At 60.5% G+C, this 17,352-nt stretch carries 10 protein-coding genes and 1 riboswitch; of the genes, 5 read left to right on the plus strand and 5 right to left on the minus strand.

All coding sequences use genetic code 11. The features are described 5' to 3' along the window. Positions 1-58: 58 nt before the first annotated feature. Together RCI20_RS02535 and RCI20_RS02540 are read left to right on the plus strand one after the other, a co-directional pair. Entirely contained in the window at positions 59-499 is a 441-nt protein-coding gene (locus tag RCI20_RS02535; RefSeq protein ID WP_306602957.1) for a rhodanese-like domain-containing protein, read from the plus strand. 63 nt (positions 500-562) lie between these two features. Next, the gene (locus tag RCI20_RS02540) at positions 563-2,206 is read left to right on the plus strand and encodes a methyl-accepting chemotaxis protein (protein ID WP_306602958.1); all 1,644 of its coding nucleotides are present in this window, start codon (positions 563-565) and stop codon (positions 2,204-2,206) included. Between the two features lie 13 nt (positions 2,207-2,219). On the opposite strand, the gene RCI20_RS02545 is transcribed toward RCI20_RS02540, so the two are convergent. Both RCI20_RS02545 and RCI20_RS02550 read right to left on the minus strand, forming a co-directional pair. Next, positions 2,220-2,876, minus strand: a complete 657-nt coding sequence (locus RCI20_RS02545; RefSeq protein ID WP_306602959.1) for an HAD family hydrolase — start codon at positions 2,874-2,876, stop codon at positions 2,220-2,222. 78 nt (positions 2,877-2,954) lie between these two features. Beyond that, a complete protein-coding gene (locus RCI20_RS02550) occupies positions 2,955-4,220 on the minus strand; it encodes a triacylglycerol lipase (RefSeq protein ID WP_306602960.1) in 1,266 nt (421 codons plus the stop codon). A gap of 257 nt (positions 4,221-4,477) precedes the next feature. Between RCI20_RS02550 and RCI20_RS02555 the strand changes: the two genes are divergently transcribed. Continuing rightward, positions 4,478-5,344, plus strand: a complete 867-nt coding sequence (locus RCI20_RS02555) for a GyrI-like domain-containing protein (protein ID WP_306602961.1) — start codon at positions 4,478-4,480, stop codon at positions 5,342-5,344. A 65-nt stretch (positions 5,345-5,409) separates the two neighbouring features. On the opposite strand, the gene metH is transcribed toward RCI20_RS02555, so the two are convergent. From metH to RCI20_RS02570, 3 genes are all read right to left on the minus strand, one after another. Further along, the gene (gene metH / locus RCI20_RS02560; protein WP_306602962.1) at positions 5,410-9,069 is read right to left on the minus strand and encodes a methionine synthase; all 3,660 of its coding nucleotides are present in this window, start codon (positions 9,067-9,069) and stop codon (positions 5,410-5,412) included. 106 nt (positions 9,070-9,175) lie between these two features. Further along, positions 9,176-9,244: riboswitch (S-adenosyl-L-homocysteine riboswitch) on the minus strand. Positions 9,245-9,381: 137 nt separating this feature from the next. Continuing rightward, positions 9,382-11,421, minus strand: coding sequence for a cache domain-containing protein (locus RCI20_RS02565; protein WP_306602963.1), 2,040 nt, complete (start codon positions 11,419-11,421; stop codon positions 9,382-9,384). Then, positions 11,418-12,785: a sigma-54 dependent transcriptional regulator gene (locus RCI20_RS02570; RefSeq protein ID WP_306602964.1), complete on the minus strand. Its 1,368-nt coding sequence runs from the start codon at positions 12,783-12,785 to the stop codon at positions 11,418-11,420. The genes RCI20_RS02565 and RCI20_RS02570 overlap by 4 nt, the downstream gene beginning before the upstream one ends. A 149-nt stretch (positions 12,786-12,934) precedes the next feature. Between RCI20_RS02570 and RCI20_RS02575 the strand changes: the two genes are divergently transcribed. Continuing rightward, on the plus strand, positions 12,935-15,748 hold the full coding sequence (locus RCI20_RS02575) for a DEAD/DEAH box helicase family protein (RefSeq protein ID WP_306602965.1): 2,814 nt from the start codon (positions 12,935-12,937) through the stop codon (positions 15,746-15,748). Then, entirely contained in the window at positions 15,748-17,313 is a 1,566-nt protein-coding gene (locus RCI20_RS02580) for a restriction endonuclease subunit S (RefSeq protein WP_306603240.1), read from the plus strand. The genes RCI20_RS02575 and RCI20_RS02580 overlap by 1 nt, the downstream gene beginning before the upstream one ends. Positions 17,314-17,352 lie beyond the last annotated feature (39 nt).

Below are 17,352 nucleotides of genomic sequence, written 5' to 3' on the forward strand. Positions count from 1 at the left end.
TTTAGAAGATTAGTATGTGTGAAAATAACTATTCCAATTACCTAATGAGGGGATATCCATGCGTATTGCTAATCTGCTTACCGTTTTGAGCATTTCTTTCATGGCATCCGCAGCGATTGCTGTTGAAGAAACGCCGATGAACATTCCAGGTGGAACGATTGTTGATGTAGCAAAGGCGAAAGCCCTCCATGACAAAGGGGCGCTGTTCGTCGACGCCAGAGTGGCTGCTGAATATGCGGAAAAACATATCAAGGGTTCAATTAACGTTGTGTACAAAGAAGTACATAAAAAAGTAGCCAAGCTGGATCCAAAGGATGAGTTTGATCTTGCGAAGTTGCCCGCAGACAAAGCCAAGGTTCTGGTGTTCTATTGCAATGGTTCACCGTGTTGGCGCGGTTACAAGGGCGCTGACGTTGCCATCAAGGCGGGTTACAAGAACGTGAACTGGTTCCGTGATGGTCTGCCTGCCTGGGAAGAGAAGCGCTTCCCGACTGAGTAAAACAAATTGCCGGGGATGGATTGTCATCCCCGGGTGCTTCTCTGATTTGATCTGGAGATTTCCATGCCACAAAAGTTGCGTGGTTTGCTTTATTTGCTGGCAGTCGTGACATTGCTGGGTATGCTGATGTTGGGCGGTGGGGCCATTTATGCTGCTCGCAACGGGGCCAGCAACTTGGCTGATGTCAACGAACGTACGCTTGAGCCGCTCATGCTTTTGCAGAGTATCGAGCGCCGTGTAAAAGAAGTTCGTTTTCGCATTGCCGGCGTTGCCCTGGAGCAGTTGCCTACGGTGGGGTCCGCAAATCATCTGAAGGATGTGCAAAGCTCATTACCTCCCGAGTGGGAAAAGTTTTACGCACTTGCTTTGGCGAAGGCCAAGGAGCCACAACGGCCGCTTCCCGAAGAAGAAAAAGCTCAGTTGGAAAAAATGAACACAGGCTTCAAGGCGCTTGAGAAGCTGATGGAGCGGCTGTTGGCTGCTTATCGGGTAGATGACATCAACACCGTGAAAAGCATTCTCGAAGATGAGTGGCCAGTGGTTCATGGAGGTTTCATCAAGCCGTTAGAGCAGTTCATGCCCTATTACCAGACAGAAGCGCAGGATGCCTTCAATCTGGCCAACGGCCAGGCAAAGCAGACAAGTCTGATTGTTGGCGCCATGTTTGCGTTTGTCCTGCTTGTCGTGAGCGGCGTTACCTGGTTATTTCAGCGCCGCTTTTCCCTGCAACTCGCGGCAGCCGAACGGGCGGTAAATGCGGTTGCGAAGTTCAATCTTGCTGACCGTATCGAACATAACGGGAACGACGAAATCAGTCATTTGTTGAAAGCCTTGTGCGACATGCAGGACCGTTTGCGCGAGGTTGTTGTGCAGGTCAGGGAAGGTGCTACTACTTTGGAGTCGATGTCCAATGAATTGGCTTCTGCCAGTACCGACGTTGCTAGCGCCAGCCAAAGTCAGGCCGAGTCGGCTTCCGGCATGGCTGCTTCGATGGAGGAATTGTCGGTTTCCATTGATCAGATGCGTGAGCATGCTGACGACTCCAATGCGCTGGCGGTCAGTTCCGGAGAAGCTTCCCGTGTTGGCAGGGTGGTGACGCGTAGTGCGGCACAAGAAATGGCAGCCATTGCTGAAGGCGTTCGTCATTCGGCGGCCATCGTCAGTGAGTTGGGTGATCTGTCTGGCGAGATTAGCGGTATCGTCAATGTCATCAAGGAGATTGCAGACCAGACAAATCTTCTTGCCCTGAATGCAGCAATCGAAGCCGCCCGTGCGGGTGAGCAAGGGCGCGGCTTTGCTGTTGTGGCAGACGAGGTGCGTAAGTTGGCTGAACGAACCAGCGCCTCGACGAAGCAGATCAGCGACATGATTTCGCGTATTCAAAGCGGCACCCAACGCGCAGTAGATACGATGCAGGCAGATGTGGTGCGAGCTAACCAGGGTGAAGAACTGGCTCAGAAGGCTGGGCAGTCAATTGACCAGATCGAACAACGGGCCGGAGATGTTGTGAAGGCGGTGAACGAAATTCAGGTCGCACTTTCTGAGCAAAGCAGCGCAGCGCGGGAGGTTGCAGCTCGCGTCGAGCAAATAGCCCAGATGACAGAAACCAATTCTGGTGCCAGTCGACAAACCAGTTTGAATGCTAGCCAAGTCTCATCCCTGGCAGCCAGACTGAATTCACTGATGGCGGCGTTTCGTGTGACCTGAAAGGCGCTGACTCTCAGTTGGCGAGCAACAAGCTTGCAAGTGCGGTCGGCTGAGCTGCCGCCCGCCATTCGCTACGCATTTCCGCCGGCGTCAGGCTGCCGTAGCCCCAGGTCACCGCGATGAAAGGCAGACCGTTGGCATCGGCCGATTCGCCGTCCTCGCTGCGGTCGCCGATGTAGATGGCCTGATCCTTTGCGATGCCTTGGTCGGCGAGCAGGCGGCCGATCATCGTTGCCTTGTCCGGCAAGCGCGGTGTGAACAGATCCAGGGCATAAACATGGCTGAAGAAATCGCTCCAGCCCAGATGCGCCAGGATCAGCCGGGTTGGGTGAATGCGCTTGTTGGTCGCAATCGACAAGTGCCGGCCGGCCGCCGCGAGGTGGGCGAGCAGGGCAGCAACACCTGCGTAAGCGGCCGTCGCCTTGTAGCCCTCGCTGTCGTAACTGGCCTTGAAAGCCTCGGCCAGCCGCGCAATCAGTGCCGGATCGTCACTGCCAGAGATGAGTTGCAGGGTTTCGGTCAGCGGCGGCCCGATGATGCTGTCGTCGATGCTGCGGACCGGCGCGATGCCAGTCTGCGCGAAAGCCTCGCGAAAACTTGCCAGGATGGCCGGAGCCGAATCGATCAGGGTGCCGTCGAGGTCGAAGAGGATATGCGGGTAGCGGGGCATGGCGGAGCGTGATACGGGGGAGGGAGACAGAGGATAGCGCGTTCCGCTCCCCGAGGGCGGCACGAAGCAGGTTTGCGCCTATCGCTTCAGCACCATGTTTACATAGTCCTGCAGTTCTTCACTGGCCAGCACGCTGACGTGGTCTTCGTGGAAACCGCGCATTGATGTGGCTTCGCGCTGCGCGTCCGGGCGTAACTGGGTCTTCAGGCTGACCACGCCGTCGCCTGGTTTGCCGGTTGGTGAGCGGTCGCTGAGATAGGCAAAGGCGATGTGCAGCGAAGCTTTCGGCGGCAAGGGTGCCGTGAACAGATTGCCGAGAAACGGCCCGGTGGGCAGCAGATTGCGCCATACCGGCATGACCACGGTAGTCAGGTCGAGGTACAGGCTCATGTTCTCGATGCCGGCATACGGCGTGGCCACGCTGATTACCTTGTCGAGGTAGTCGCAGGCTTTGGCGCGGCTGCACTCGCCCAGATACTCACGGATCAACAAGCCGCCCATGCTGTGCGCGATGATGTGCATGCGCTGAAAATCATGGCGCAGGCGTAGTTCGGCCAGCACCCCAAGCAACCCGTCGCCCAGCGCACGCAGGTCAAAGCCGGATGGGTAGTTGATGACCCAGGCTTGAAAGCGGCGGCGATCAAGCTTGTCGATCAAGGCTCTGAAGTTCTGCGGTGTGCCGTTGATGCCATGCACGAAGAGGACGGGGATGCGTGATGGATCGTAAGGTTCGAGGAAGAAGATGCCGGCGTGCCCGGTCTTCATGTAGCCGAGTGGCTCCCACATACCCATTTCGGCAGCTTCGCTGTCAAAGCGCTTGTCGTCGATAGTAGTGACCTTGCCGAGTAAGACATCAATATGCCCGAGGCCCGTGCCGCGCAACTCGAACAGGTCAGTCACGCGAGGTCCCTGGCGCACCAGTGGTGCCCCGATCTCGAGCGCGATGTCAGCTACCGAATTCCTGTCGATGCCGCGCGCGGCCAAATCGAACCAGACGCCCGGTTCATTCGCCTGGTAAGTGAAATCGCGATTGAGGTCCTGGAAGGCGAAAAGGTAGCGCGAGGTGTTCAGTGCGGCAATCCGGAAATCGCCAGGACGCTCGAATACCCGGTAATTGTGAATGGCATCGCCTCGTTCATCACCCAGCACTGTAATGATCAGCTCACAACGCTCACAGGCTGGTGCCTGCAAGCTGCCGGACACCACTCGCAGCGTGCCGCCACTTTCCATGATGTCCGCCGCCAGTCGGGTGAAGTTGCTGCAACCGACGAGGAACAAGCTCAGGATCAAGCCAAACAGCCGGAACGCGATACGGTGAATCGACGGGTTTGCCAGAGTGTTCATGACGCGTATGTTACCCCGAGCGGGCCGCGCCGCTGCTGTCAATCGCCCGCCCGGCATCGCTGCTTTCGCGCTGGCTGGGGATCCAGTGATACACAGGTTAGCCTGTCAGCCTAAGGACAAGCGAACAGGTATTCCCGTTAATGGCAGAAGAGCCTATCTGTCGGCGCAGGGGGATGCTTTCCCCACGGTGAGCAATCGGAGTCAGGATTTCATCTGCCGTGTCGCGCATAGTGCTGGCCATGGATAGAGGAAGAACAATGAGCGAAACCAGGGCAACAGCGTACGCGGCACGATTGGGTCGGGTCCTTGATTACATCGAGGCCCATCTCGACGAGAGCCTGAGCGTGGAGCAACTGAGCCAGGTCGCGAATTTCTCCAAATTTCATTTCCATCGGCAATTCGCCGAGTTTGTCGGGACCAGTGTCGGGCGTTACGTCCTCCTGTTGCGGCTGCGGCGGGCCAGTTACCAGCTCGCCTTGAACCGGCGGCGGAAGGTGATCGACATCGCGCTGGATGCCGGCTTTGAAAACCCGGAATCGTTTTCCCGCGCTTTCAGGAACACCTTCGGCAAGTCGCCCTCCGCATTCAGGCGGGCGCCGGACTGGGTGTCGTGGCACGAGCGCTATCGATTCCGTATCCCGGAAAGGAAGAGAAACATGCAGGTTGAAATCGTCAATTTCACAACGACCTTGCTTGCTGTGCGCGAACATCGCGGCCCGCCCGAACGCGTCAATGAATCGGTCGGTGAGTTCATCGCCTGGCGCCAGCAAAGCGGTCTTTCACCCAAACAGAGCAGCCGGAGCTTCGGCATTGCCTACGACAATCCCGATACGACGGAGCCGGATCAGTTCCGTTTCGACATCGCCGGCGAAGTGCTGGGCGAGGTGCCGCCCAATGCGCAGGGCGTGCTCAACAAGTGCATTCCCGGCGGGCGTTGTGCGCGGGTGCGGCACTTCGGTTCGCATACCCAGATCGGCGAGAGCATCTACCCGCTTTACCGCGAGTGGCTACCCGAGAGCGGCGAGGAACTGCGCGACTTCCCGCTCTATTTCCATTACCTGAATCTGCTGCCGGAAACGGCCGAGGCCGATCTGGTGACGGATATCTACCTGCCGTTGAAGTAGCGCTGCATCAAGCCGACGGAAAAATGGCCTCGCATGCGAGGCCATTTTTTGCAGCAAGTCCCGGATCAGAGCAGCGGTGCCAGCCAGTACTCTGCATCCTTGAGCGACATTCCCTTGCGTGCCGCCCAGTCTTCCAGCTGGTCGCGGGCGATTTTCGGGATGGCGAAGTATTTGGCGCCGGGGTGGCCGATGTAGAAGCCGGAGACGGCGGCAGCCGGGGTCATGGCGCAGGATTCGGTCAGGGCCATGCCGATGGCCGGCGCGTCGAGCAGGGCGAACAGTTCGCGCTTGGCGGTGTGGTCAGGGCAGGCGGGATAGCCGGGGGCGGGGCGGATGCCCAGGTATTGCTCGGCGATCAGCGCGTCGTTGTCCAGGTTTTCGTCCTTTGCGTAACCCCAGTAGTGAGTGCGTACTTGCTTGTGCAGCCATTCGGCAGCGGCTTCGGCGAAGCGGTCGGCGAGCGATTTGAGCATGATCGCCGAGTAGTCGTCGTTGGCCTTTTCGAAGGCGGCGACGCGTTCGTCGATGCCGAGGCCGGCGGTGACGGCGAAGGCGCCGACGTAATCCTGCTCACCGACGAAATCGGCCAACGCGGTATTGAACCTGCCTTGCGGTTGCTTGATCTGCTGGCGCAGGCCGACCCAGCGGGTCAGTTCCTGGGTACGGGATTCATCGCTGTACAGCACGATGTCTTCGTTCTCGCCCCTGGCCGGATACAGGCCGAACACGGCTTTTGCGGTCAACCAGTCTTCGGCGACGATTTTCGCCAGCATCGCCTGCGCATCGTGGAACAACTGGCGGGCGGTTTCGCCGACGACGTCGTTGTTGAGGATGGCCGGGTAGCGGCCGGCCAGGTCCCAGCTCTGGAAGAAGGGCGACCAGTCGATCACCGGGACCAGCTCGGTGAGCGGGATGCTCAGTTCCTGGCGGCCCAACTGCGCCGGTTTGACTGGCGTGTGCGCTGCGTTCCACGTGAAACGATTGGCGCGGGCTTCGGCCAGCGTGACCAGCGTCGCGCCTTTACGGCCGGCGTGTTCGGCGCGCACGGTTTCGTATTCGGCGACGATTTCGGCCATGTAGCCGTCGCGCTGGTCGGCGGAGAGCAGCTTGGTGGCGACGCCGACGGCGCGCGACGCATCCGGCACGTAAACCACGGCGCCGTCGGTGTTGGGGGCTATCTTGATCGCGGTGTGGGCGCGGCTGGTGGTGGCGCCACCGATCAGCAGCGGCTGCTTCATCTTCAGGCGCTGCATCTCGCTGGCGACGTGGGCCATTTCTTCCAGCGATGGCGTGATCAGCCCGGACAGGCCGATGATGTCGACGCGATGTTCGAGCGCCGCCTTCAGGATGTTGTCGCAACTGACCATGACACCGAGGTCGACCACGTCGTAGCCGTTGCAGCCGAGCACCACGCCGACGATGTTCTTGCCGATGTCGTGCACGTCGCCTTTAACGGTGGCCATCAGGATCTTGCCCTTGCTGCCCAGGCCGGTGCGGGTCTTTTCCGCTTCGATGTAGGGCAGCAGGTGGGCGACCGCCTGTTTCATGACACGCGCCGATTTGACCACTTGCGGCAGGAACATCTTGCCGGCGCCGAACAGGTCGCCGACGACATTCATGCCGTTCATCAGCGGGCCTTCGATGACGGCGAGCGGCGGTTTGCCTTCGCTTTCGAGCTTGGCGCGCACTTCCTCGGTGTCGGCGACGACGAAATCGGTGATGCCCTTGATCAGCGCGTGTTCAAGCCGTTTTTCCACCGACTGCTCGCGCCAGCTCAAATCCGGGCCGCTGTCCTTGGCCTTGCCTTCCTTCACTGTCTGGGCGAAATCGACCAGCGCCTCCCCGGCGCCGGGGTTCTTGTTCAAAACAACGTCTTCGACCTTCTCGCGCAGCACCGCTTCCAGATCGTCGTACACGCCGAGCATGCCGGCGTTGACGATGCCCATGGTCATGCCGGCCTGGATCGCGTGGTAGAGGAAAACGGTGTGGATCGCTTCGCGCACCGCATCGTTGCCACGGAAGCTGAACGAGACGTTGGAAACGCCGCCGGAAATATGCGCGTGCGGCAGGTTCTGCTTGATCCAGCGCACCGATTCGATGAAATCGACGGCGTAGTTGTCGTGCTCGGGAATGCCGGTGGCGATGGCGAAGATGTTCGGGTCGAAGATGATGTCTTCGGCCGGGAAGCCAATGCTCAGCAGCAGTTCGTAAGCGCGTTTGCAGATTTCCGTCTTGCGCGCAAAGGTGTCGGCCTGGCCCTTTTCGTCGAAAGCCATGACGATGACGGCGGCGCCGTAACGGCGGGCGAGCTTGGCCTGTTCGATGAACTTGGCTTCGCCTTCCTTCATCGAGATCGAATTGACGATGCCTTTGCCCTGGATGCACTTGAGGCCGGCTTCGATGACTTCCCACTTCGACGAGTCGATCATGATCGGCACGCGCGAAATGTCCGGTTCCGAGGCGATCAGCTTGAGGAACTTGTCCATCGCGGCGAGCGAATCGAGCATCGCCTCGTCCATGTTGATGTCGATGACCTGGGCGCCGTTCTCGACCTGCTGGCGGGCGACAGCCAGTGCGTCGTCGAAGCGGCCTTCGAGGATCATCCGGGCGAAAGCTTTCGAGCCGGTGACGTTGGTTCGCTCGCCGACATTGACGTAGAGCGAATCGGCGCCGACGTTGAACGGCTCCAGCCCGGACAGGCGCAGTTTCTTCTCGATTTCCGGCACTTGGCGCGGGTTGACCGCGGCAACGCGTTCGGCGATGACGCGGATGTGGTCGGGCGAGGTGCCGCAGCAGCCGCCGACGATATTGACGATGCCGCCCTTGGCCCAGCTTTCGATCTCGTCGGCCAGCATTTCCGGTGTTTCGTCGTAGCCGCCGAAGGCATTCGGCAGGCCGGCGTTCGGGTGGGCGGAAACGTAGCAGTCGCAGACGCGCGACAGTTCCTCGACGTACTGGCGCAGTTCGTTGGCGCCGAGCGCGCAGTTCAGGCCGAAGGACAGCGGCTTGATGTGGCTCAGCGAATTCCAGAAAGCCTCGGCGGTCTGGCCGGACAGCGTGCGCCCGGAAGCATCGGTGATGGTGCCGGAAATCATCACCGGCCAGCGGCGGCCGACGCGGTCGAAGAAGGTTTCGATGGCGAACAGCGCGGCCTTGGCGTTGAGCGTGTCGAACACGGTTTCGACGAGCAGGATGTCAGCGCCGCCATCCACCAGCCCGCTGATCGCTTCGAGATAATCGGTGACCAGCGCGTCGAAAGTCACGTTGCGGTAGCCGGGGTCGTTCACATCCGGCGAGATCGACGCGGTGCGGCTGGTCGGGCCAAGGACGCCGGCAACGAAGCGCGGCTTCTTCGGGTTGGCGGCGGTGAATTCGTCGCAGAGTTTACGAGCGAGCGCGGCGCCTTCCTTGTTCAGTTCATAGACGATGGGCTGCAACTGGTAGTCGGCCTGCGATACCGCCGTCGAGTTGAAGGTGCAGGTTTCCAGAATGTCGGCGCCGGCTTCCAGGTATTCGCGGTGGATGCCGCCGATGATGTCGGGCCGAGTCAGCACCAGCAGGTCGTTGTTGCCCTTGAGGTCGTGCGGATGATCGGCGAAGCGCTCGCCGCGGTAGTCCCGTTCCTGTAATCCGTGGCGCTGGATCATCGTGCCCATGGCGCCGTCGAGGACGAGCAGGCGTTGGGCGAGCAGGGATTGAAGTTCGGAAGTACGATCAGCTTGCATGGCGAAAACCTCGGAAATCGGGATCAGAGCGCAGGACCGGAGCGCAGGACCGAAGCGTTTTGCTGGCTGCAAAAGCAAACGGCGTCGCAAACCGGCATTAAAACAGGGTTTGCGAGCGCCGTTGAACATTGCCGAGCCTGGCTTTTGGAAAAAAGTCGCAGCGCTCCTCGGCAGAGGGGCGCAGTTTACCGGGCTGGCCGGCCGCTGCCAAGCCAAGCAACTGATTTTCGTAGGGAAAACCTGCTGGTTTTGCGCAAAATATCGCGGTCGACCGCAAGAATTTGCGTATTTCGTGCCAGGCGAGTTTGCCGCTCAACCCAGCGGTTCGCAGCGCAGCCATAGCGTGAAGCGGGCGCCGCGGCCGGCTTCGCTGTCGACCGTGATCCGTCCATCGTAGCGTTCGACCAGCGATTTGCTGACCCACAGGCCCAGCCCGTGGCCGCCCGGTTTGTGCGCGGTGTAGAACGGCTCGAACAGGCGTTCGCGTTCAGCCTCGGGAATGCCGGGGCCGGTATCGGTGACCGACAGCCGCAGGCCGATCGGCATGTCCGCCTCATCCCAGTCTTCGACGGCGAGGCCGAGCGTACCGCCGTCGGGCATGGCCTGGATGGCGTTGGCGATCAGGTTGATGACGACCTGCTGCATCTCGTTCTTGTTGCAACTCACCAGCCGGCTGGATGCCAGGTTCTGTTCAATGGCGACGTTGCCCTTGCGCAGCAAATGGCCGACCAGCAGCAGGCTGTCGTGAATCAATTGCGTGGCGCCGACCGGTTCGAGGTAGCCGACGTATTCCTGCGGCCGGGCGAATTGCAGCAGCTTGGCGACAATCAGGCGAATCCGGTGCACCTGGTCGGCAATCAGCCGGAATTCGGGTTCGACCGGCTTGGCCTGTTCGCCGAGCAGGCTACGCGCCATTTCCAGATTGCCCTGGATGACGGCAATCGGATTGTTGATTTCGTGCGCCACGCCTGCGGTCAACTGCCCGATGGCGGCCATTTTCTCGTTGCTGATCAGCTTGCCCTGCGTCGCGCGCAGGTTGGCCAGCGCTTCCTGCAGTTCGGCGGTACGCTCGGCGACCTTGCCGTCCAGCGACTCGCCCCAGCGCTGCAGGGCTCGCGCCTGCGCTTGTTGACCTTCAAGCAACTGGTCAAAATGACGGGCCAGTTCGCCGATTTCGTCTTCGTTATCGACCGGGCCGACGCGGGAGCCGGCTTGCCCGGCTTCGATGGCGGCCATCGTCATGTGCATGCGCTCGATGGGCCGGAAGACCTTGCGTGCCCACAGCGCAGCGAAAATGGCAGCGAGCAGCATGGCCAGCGCAAACAGCCCGATGATGCCGAGCAGGGCCGATTTTTTTGCCGCAGCAAAAGGTTTTTCCAGGAAACCGACGTAAAGCATGCCGACTCGTTCGCCCCGGCTGTCGAGCAAGGGGTGGTAACCGGAGAAATACCAGTCCTGCACGACGAAAGCCCGGTTCAGCCAGGTTTTTCCGGCGCCGAGTACGGTGTCGCGTACCGTTTGCGATACCCGCGTGCCGATCGCGCGCTGGCCTTCGAACAGACGGACGTTGGTCGCGATGCGTACATCGCCCAAAAAGAGTGTGGCGGTGCCGACGCTGTCGAGCAGCAATTCGCCTTCGGGATAGACGATTTCGTTCAGCCGGTCGATGAATTCGAGATTGCCGTTTAGCAACACGCCGCCGGCCAGCACGCCGATCAGCCGGCCTTGACGATCATGCACCGGCGCTGCGGTATGCACGACCAGCCCGCGCTGTTCTGCCTGGCGCGGGTCGGGGGCGGCGTTGCGCGTGGGGACCAGCGGGGTATGCGCGCGTTGGGCCAGTGCCGGCGCGATGGCAGCCAGTTGGGCGGAAGAAAAAGTGTCGTTTTCCGTGCGCGAACTGCCTTGGCGCGCCTGCTCGACGACTGGCCAGCCGGTAAAACATGGTGTGTCCCGGTAGCCGTTGGCGCAGCCTTTGCTGTCCAGCAGGTGCAGGAAATCGAGTTTCAGACGGGTCTTTTCCTGTTGCAGCCATTGATGCAACTTGCCATCCCGCTTGGCGTTGCCGGCTTTGGGTTCGGCTTCCAGTTGACCGGCCAGGCGCGAAGAACTGGCCAGACCATCGACCGCGGTGCCGATGCCAGCGCTGACGCGGTCGAAATAACTGTTGGCGATGACCAGGTCGGCCCCGACCTTGGCGAGCAGCAGTCGATCCAGGTAGCCGCTGCCCCAGTTGGCCAGTGTGATCAACAGCAATGGCAACACGACGCCCAGCGGCAACAATGCCAGACCGAGCAGACGGCGGCGGATCGAGTGTCGCGTGTTGCCCTGCGGCGTGGCCGGCTGGCTCAATCGCAACCCCAGGCCGAACACTTGCGGTCCAGTGTCTTGCGCGAAACGCCCAACTGGCGTGCGGCTTCCGACTTGTTGCCGTGGCAGGCCTGCAGGGTGGCCAGGATGTGGCGTTTTTCGACGGCTTCCAGCGTTTCAAAGCAGGACGGGCTGCTCGGGGGCTGGTTGTCGTCATCCGGGCCGAGGTCGAACCAGCCGAGAATCAGCGAGCGTTCGATGAAATTGCGCAACTCACGTACATTGCCCGGCCAGTCGTAGGCGGTCATTCGGGCGAGGGCGCGCGGGGTCATTTCCAGCGGCGGCACATTGAGGCTTTGCGCCATGCCAGCGAGAAAGTGCCGGGCGAGCAGTACGACATCCTCCGGCCGTTCGCGCAAAGGCGGCAGGTTCACTTCAACGACCTGCAGACGATAGTAGAGATCCTGGCGAAAACGCTGGCTGGCCACGTCTTCCTTCAGGTCGCGATTGGTCGCGGCGATTACCCGCACATCGACCGGGATTTCTTGCTCCGAACCGAGCGGCCGGATGCGCCGCTCTTCCAGCACGCGCAGCAGTTTGGCCTGCGCCGCCGCCGGCATTTCGGCCACTTCGTCGAGAAACAGCGTGCCGCCCTGAGCATAGTAGAACAGGCCTTCACGCGAACTGTGGGCGCCGGTGAAGGCGCCCTTGACGTGACCGAACAGTTCCGACTCGATCAGTTCGGCAGCAATCGCCGCACAATTGATCGGCACGAAAGGGCCGTTATGGCGCGGACTCATCTGGTGCAGCGCGCGCGCCGCGACTTCCTTGCCGGTGCCCGATTCGCCGGTCAGCAAAACCGTCGCATTGCTCGGGGCGATGCGCTTGATGCGTTCGCAAACGCCCTGCATGGCGTCCGACTGGCAGATCACGCCATCGACGGCCGTCGAACGCTCGGCGATTTCGCGGCGCAGCACGAAGTTTTCCCGGCGCAGCAGCGAGCGCTCGAAGCAGCGGGCAACGGCATTGAGCATCTGGGCGACGGAAAACGGCTTGAGCAGAAAATCCGATGCGCCGGCGCGCAGGGCATCGATGGCCGTATCGAGATCGGCGTAGGCGGTGATCAGGATGACGTCGCCGGCAAAGCCGTCGGCCCGCAGGTCGTGCAGCCATTCGATGCCGGACCGGCCGGGCAGCGAGATGTCGAGCACGATCAGATCGTAGAGCCGGTGGCGGAGCAGCGGCAGCGCCTGTTCCACGCTGCCGGCGGTGTCGACCTTGCCGTAATGCTGCGACAGCGCGCGCTGCAAAAAACTGATCATGCCCGGCTCGTCATCGACGACAAGCACCGAAAATTGCTGCTGGGGCGACGGTGCATTGCCGTTGGCCGATGTTCTTTCTTCCATGATTCTCTCCGCGTATGCTGCATCATCGCAAACCTGTTGGGCTGGAAGCAATGGAATGCTTGTAGACAAGCATTCCCCCGGAATACATTGCACGCTGTGCTTGGGTATGATGAACGGCTTCAGCGTGTCGAACGAACCCGTGTTTGCGAATGACCGAAAATCAAAACCCCGAACAGAAAGCCCGTGATCACATCGATGTGCAATTGCGCGCTGCTGGCTGGGCGGTGCAGAAAAAGATCGATTTCTCAACGGGGATCGGCCAGGCGGTGCGCGAATGGCACACCGATGCTGGCCCTGCCGACTACGTGCTGTTCGTGGATCGCAAGGCGGTTGGCATCATTGAAGCCAAGCGTGAAGAAGAAGGGCAACGCCTGACCGCCCACGAGCCGCAAACCGAAGGTTACGCCGCTGCCAAGCTCAAGTGGGTCAACAACCAGCAGCCGCTGCCTTTTCTCTACGAAGCCACTGGCATCGTCACCCGCTTCACCGACGCTCGCGACCCCAAGCCGCGTTCGCGCGAAATCTTCAGCTTCCACCGCCCGGAAACCCTGCGCGACTGGCTAGCCGATGGTGAAAGCCTGCGCGCCCGCCTCGCCGAACTGCCGCCGCTCAACCCGGAACACCAGTCGGCGAAAGAACTCCGCCTGCGCGATTGCCAGGAAACGGCGATCACCAATCTCGAACAATCCTTCCGCGAAGCCCGGCCGCGTGCGCTGATTCAAATGGCCACCGGCGCCGGCAAGACCTACACCGCGATCACCAGCATCTACCGCCTGCTCAAGCACGCCGACGCCAAACGGGTGCTCTTTTTGGTCGATACCAAAAACCTCGGCGAGCAGGCCGAGCAGGAAATGATGGCCTATGTGCCCATCGACGATAACCGCAAATTCACCGAGCTCTACACGGTGCAGCGCCTGAAAAGCAGTTTCGTCGACAAGGGCGCCGACGTCTGCATCTCGACCATCCAGCGCCTCTACTCGCTGCTGCAAGACAAGGAACTCGACGAAGCCGCCGAAGAAATTAACCCGGCCGAGCTGACCCAGCCCAAAGCCCCGGCCCCCGTCGCCTACAACGCCAAGATTCCGCCCGAGTTCTTCGACTTCATCTTCATCGACGAATGCCACCGCAGCATCTACAACCTCTGGCAGCAGGTGCTCGACTACTTCGACGCCAGCCTGATCGGCCTCACCGCGACGCCCGACAACCGCACCTATGGCTTCTTCAAGAAGAACGTCGTCAGCGACTACAGCCATGAAAAAGCCGTCGCCGACGGCGTCAATGTCGGCAACGAGATCTACCTGATCGATACCCGCATCACCCAGCAAGGCGCCGTCATCGCCGCCGAGCAGCAGGTCGAAAAGCGCGAGCGCCTGACCCGCAAGAAGCGTTGGGAACAGCAGGACGAAGACGCCGCCTACACCGCCACCCAGCTCGACCGCGACATCGTCAACCCGGACCAGATCCGCACCGTCATCCGCGCCTTCCGCGACAACCTGCCGGCCATCTTCCCCGGCCGCGCCGAAGTGCCCAAGACCCTGATCTTCGCCAAGACCGACAGCCACGCCGACGACATCATCCAGACCGTGCGCGAGGAATTCGGCGAAGGCAACGCCTTCTGCAAGAAAGTCACCTACCGCGCCGCGCAGGACAAAAAGCTGGCCGACGGCAGCGTGCAGCAGGGCGAAGACCCCAAATCCATCCTCGCCCAGTTCCGCAACGAATACCATCCGCGCATCGCCGTCACCGTCGACATGATCGCCACCGGCACCGACGTCAAACCGCTCGAATGCCTGCTCTTCATGCGCGACGTCAAAAGCCGCAACTACTTCGAGCAGATGAAAGGCCGCGGCACCCGCACGCTGGACATGGACGACCTCAAGAAGGTCACGCCCAGCGCTAAAAGCGCCAAGACCCACTACGTCATTGTCGACGCCATCGGCGTCACCAAATCGCTGAAGACCGCCAGCCAGCCGCTCATCACCAAGCCCGGCGTGCCGCTCAAGGATTTGGCGATGGGCATCCTGATGGGCGCCACCGATACCGACAGCGTATCCTCGCTGGCCGGCCGTCTCGCCCGCCTCAACAAGCAGCTCGACGCCGACGACCAGCGCCGCCTGCGCGACGCGGCCGGCGGCGTCGAACTCAGCCATCTGGTCAGCAAACTGTTCAACGCCATCGACGGCGACCTCATCGAAGCCCGCGCCCTCGACCTCGCCGGCTTGCCCATCGGCAACGACCCCGGCGACACGCTGCGCGATCAGGCCCAGCAACAACTCGTCGGCGAAGCGGCGGCGTTGATGAACGGCGAATTCATCGAGCTGATCGACACCATCCGCCGCGAAAAAGAACAGACCATCGACCACGACAACCTGGATGGCGTCACCTACGCCGGCTGGAACAAGGACAGTGCCGCCAATGCCGAAGCATTGACCCACGAGTTCGCCGACTGGCTGGCGACAAATCGCGACGAAATCGAGGCGTTGACCATCTTCTTCGCCCAACCCTGGCGCCGGCGCGAAGTGACGCTCAAGCTCGTGCGCCAGGTGCTCGACAAACTCAAAGCCGACAAACCCAAACTCGCCCCGCTGCGCATCTGGCAAGCCTACGGCCAGTTGGACAGCTACAATGGCGCCCCGCCGGAACAGGAACTGACGGCGCTGGTCGCCCTGATCCGCCGCGTCTGCGGCCTGGACGCCCAGATCACCCCGTTCGCCGACACCGTGCGCAAGAACTTCCAGACCTGGATCATGCAGCACCACGCCGGCGGCGCCGACAAATTCAACGAAGAACAAATGAACTGGCTACGCATGCTCCGCGACCACATTGCCCACTCCTGCCACGTCGACCGTAACGATCTTGAGCTTCCTCCCTTTGGTCAGGGTGGGCTGGGGAAGATGTGGCAACTGTTCGGCGAGGGCTTGGACCCTTTGCTGGATGAGCTGAATGAGGCGTTGGTGGCGTGATGGAGCTTGGGGAATTGCCGGCGGGTTGGGAAAAGGCAGAGCTATCTGAAATTTGTCTGGTCAATCCAACCATCGACAAATCGGCTATCGCTGACGATCTGGTAGTCTCGTTCGTGCCGATGCCCGCTGTTGAGGCCGAGAGCGGCGTGATAGATGTTTCCGCGACGCGCAAATTCGGCGAGGTCAAAAAAGGCTACACGCCGTTCCGCGAGGGCGATGTCTTGTTTGCCAAGATCACGCCCTGCATGGAAAACGGCAAGATGGCTGTCGTTCCGGCGCTCCACAATGGCCTTGGCTTCGGCTCGACAGAGTTTCACGTCCTGCGCGCGCATCCCGGCATCAGCCCGCAGTTCGTTTATTACTTCGTTTCCAGCCGGGCGTTTCGCCATGTGGCCGAACACAATATGTCCGGTGCGGTTGGCCAGCGGCGCGTCACCACGCCTTACCTCAGCGCCTGCAAAATCCCCGTTCCGCCGACCGCCGAACAACACCGCATTGTCGCCAAGATCGAGGAACTGTTTTCCGAACTCGATCAGGGCGTGGCCAGCCTGAAAACCGCCCGCGAACAGCTCAAGGTCTATCGCCAGTCGCTGCTCAAAAATGCCTTCGAGGGCAAGTTGACCGCAGCATGGCGCGCCGCCCACCGCGACCAGCTCGAATCCGCCGCCGCCCTGCAACAACGCATCAACCGCGAACGCGAAGCCCGCCACCAGCAACAACTCGCCGACTGGCAAACCGCCGGCCAATCAGGCCCCAAACCCAAACCCCCCAAGCCACTACCACCCCTCACCGTCGAAGAACTCGCCGTGTTGCCTGTACTGCCGGAGGGTTGGGGATGGGTTAGATTGGAAACGATTCAAGCCTTTGGGAAGCACGCAGTTAAGGCTGGGCCTTTCGGTTCAGCCTTGAAGAAAGAGTTTTATGTGTCCGACGGCTTCAAAATTTACGGGCAGGAACAGGTAATTCGTGGCGACCACGCATATGGTGACTACTTCATTTCTGAGTCGAAATATGCCGATCTCTCTTCCTGTGCAGTTCGGCCATTTGATGTGCTGATCAGTTTGGTTGGAACAATCGGAAAAGTCTTGGTATTGCCTGAACTTGCACGTCCCGGAATCATTAATCCTCGTTTAGTCAAAATCAGCTTGAACCTTGCTGCCTATGAACCTGCTTTCTTCAAAGCGTACTTTGAGAGTGGTTTCTTGCGTTCCTTGTACGCGACTGAGTCGCAGGGAACAACTATGGATATTTTGAATTTGGGAATGATTCAGGGCTTGCCGTATCCGTTGTGTTCTCTGGATGAGCAGCGAGAAATACTGTCTGTTCTTGACGCCAAACTCTCCGAAGCCGACCAACTCGACCAAACCCTCGCCACCGCGCTGCAACAGGCCGACGCGCTGCGCCAGTCCATCCTGAAAAAGGCTTTCCACGGTCAACTGGTAAAACAGGCCAAAAACGAAGAACCCGCCACCGCCCTGCTCGAACGCATCCGCGCCGAACGGTCGGCTTCCCCGGCGAAGGGCCGGCAGGCAAAATTGGTCAGCAAGCCGCTGACCAATTGTTGATACTGCCTTTGTGCAAAAACAGGTATTCCGAGATAACGC

This window comes from Azonexus sp., assembly GCF_030824335.1.
In the GTDB taxonomy this organism is placed as follows: domain Bacteria; phylum Pseudomonadota; class Gammaproteobacteria; order Burkholderiales; family Rhodocyclaceae; genus Azonexus.

Bases quoted from the DNA above. Each gene is read 5' to 3' on its own strand.
- RCI20_RS02535 (WP_306602957.1), top strand. From the start codon at position 59: ATGCGTATTGCTAATCTGCTTACCGTTTTGAGCATTTCTTTCATGGCA.
- RCI20_RS02540 (WP_306602958.1), top strand. From the start codon at position 563: ATGCCACAAAAGTTGCGTGGTTTGCTTTATTTGCTGGCAGTCGTGACA.
- RCI20_RS02545 (WP_306602959.1), bottom strand. From the start codon at position 2,876: ATGCCCCGCTACCCGCATATCCTCTTCGACCTCGACGGCACCCTGATC.
- RCI20_RS02550 (WP_306602960.1), bottom strand. From the start codon at position 4,220: ATGAACACTCTGGCAAACCCGTCGATTCACCGTATCGCGTTCCGGCTG.
- RCI20_RS02555 (WP_306602961.1), top strand. From the start codon at position 4,478: ATGAGCGAAACCAGGGCAACAGCGTACGCGGCACGATTGGGTCGGGTC.
- metH (WP_306602962.1), bottom strand. From the start codon at position 9,069: ATGCAAGCTGATCGTACTTCCGAACTTCAATCCCTGCTCGCCCAACGC.
- RCI20_RS02570 (WP_306602964.1), bottom strand. From the start codon at position 12,785: ATGGAAGAAAGAACATCGGCCAACGGCAATGCACCGTCGCCCCAGCAG.
- RCI20_RS02575 (WP_306602965.1), top strand. From the start codon at position 12,935: ATGACCGAAAATCAAAACCCCGAACAGAAAGCCCGTGATCACATCGAT.
- RCI20_RS02580 (WP_306603240.1), top strand. From the start codon at position 15,748: ATGGAGCTTGGGGAATTGCCGGCGGGTTGGGAAAAGGCAGAGCTATCT.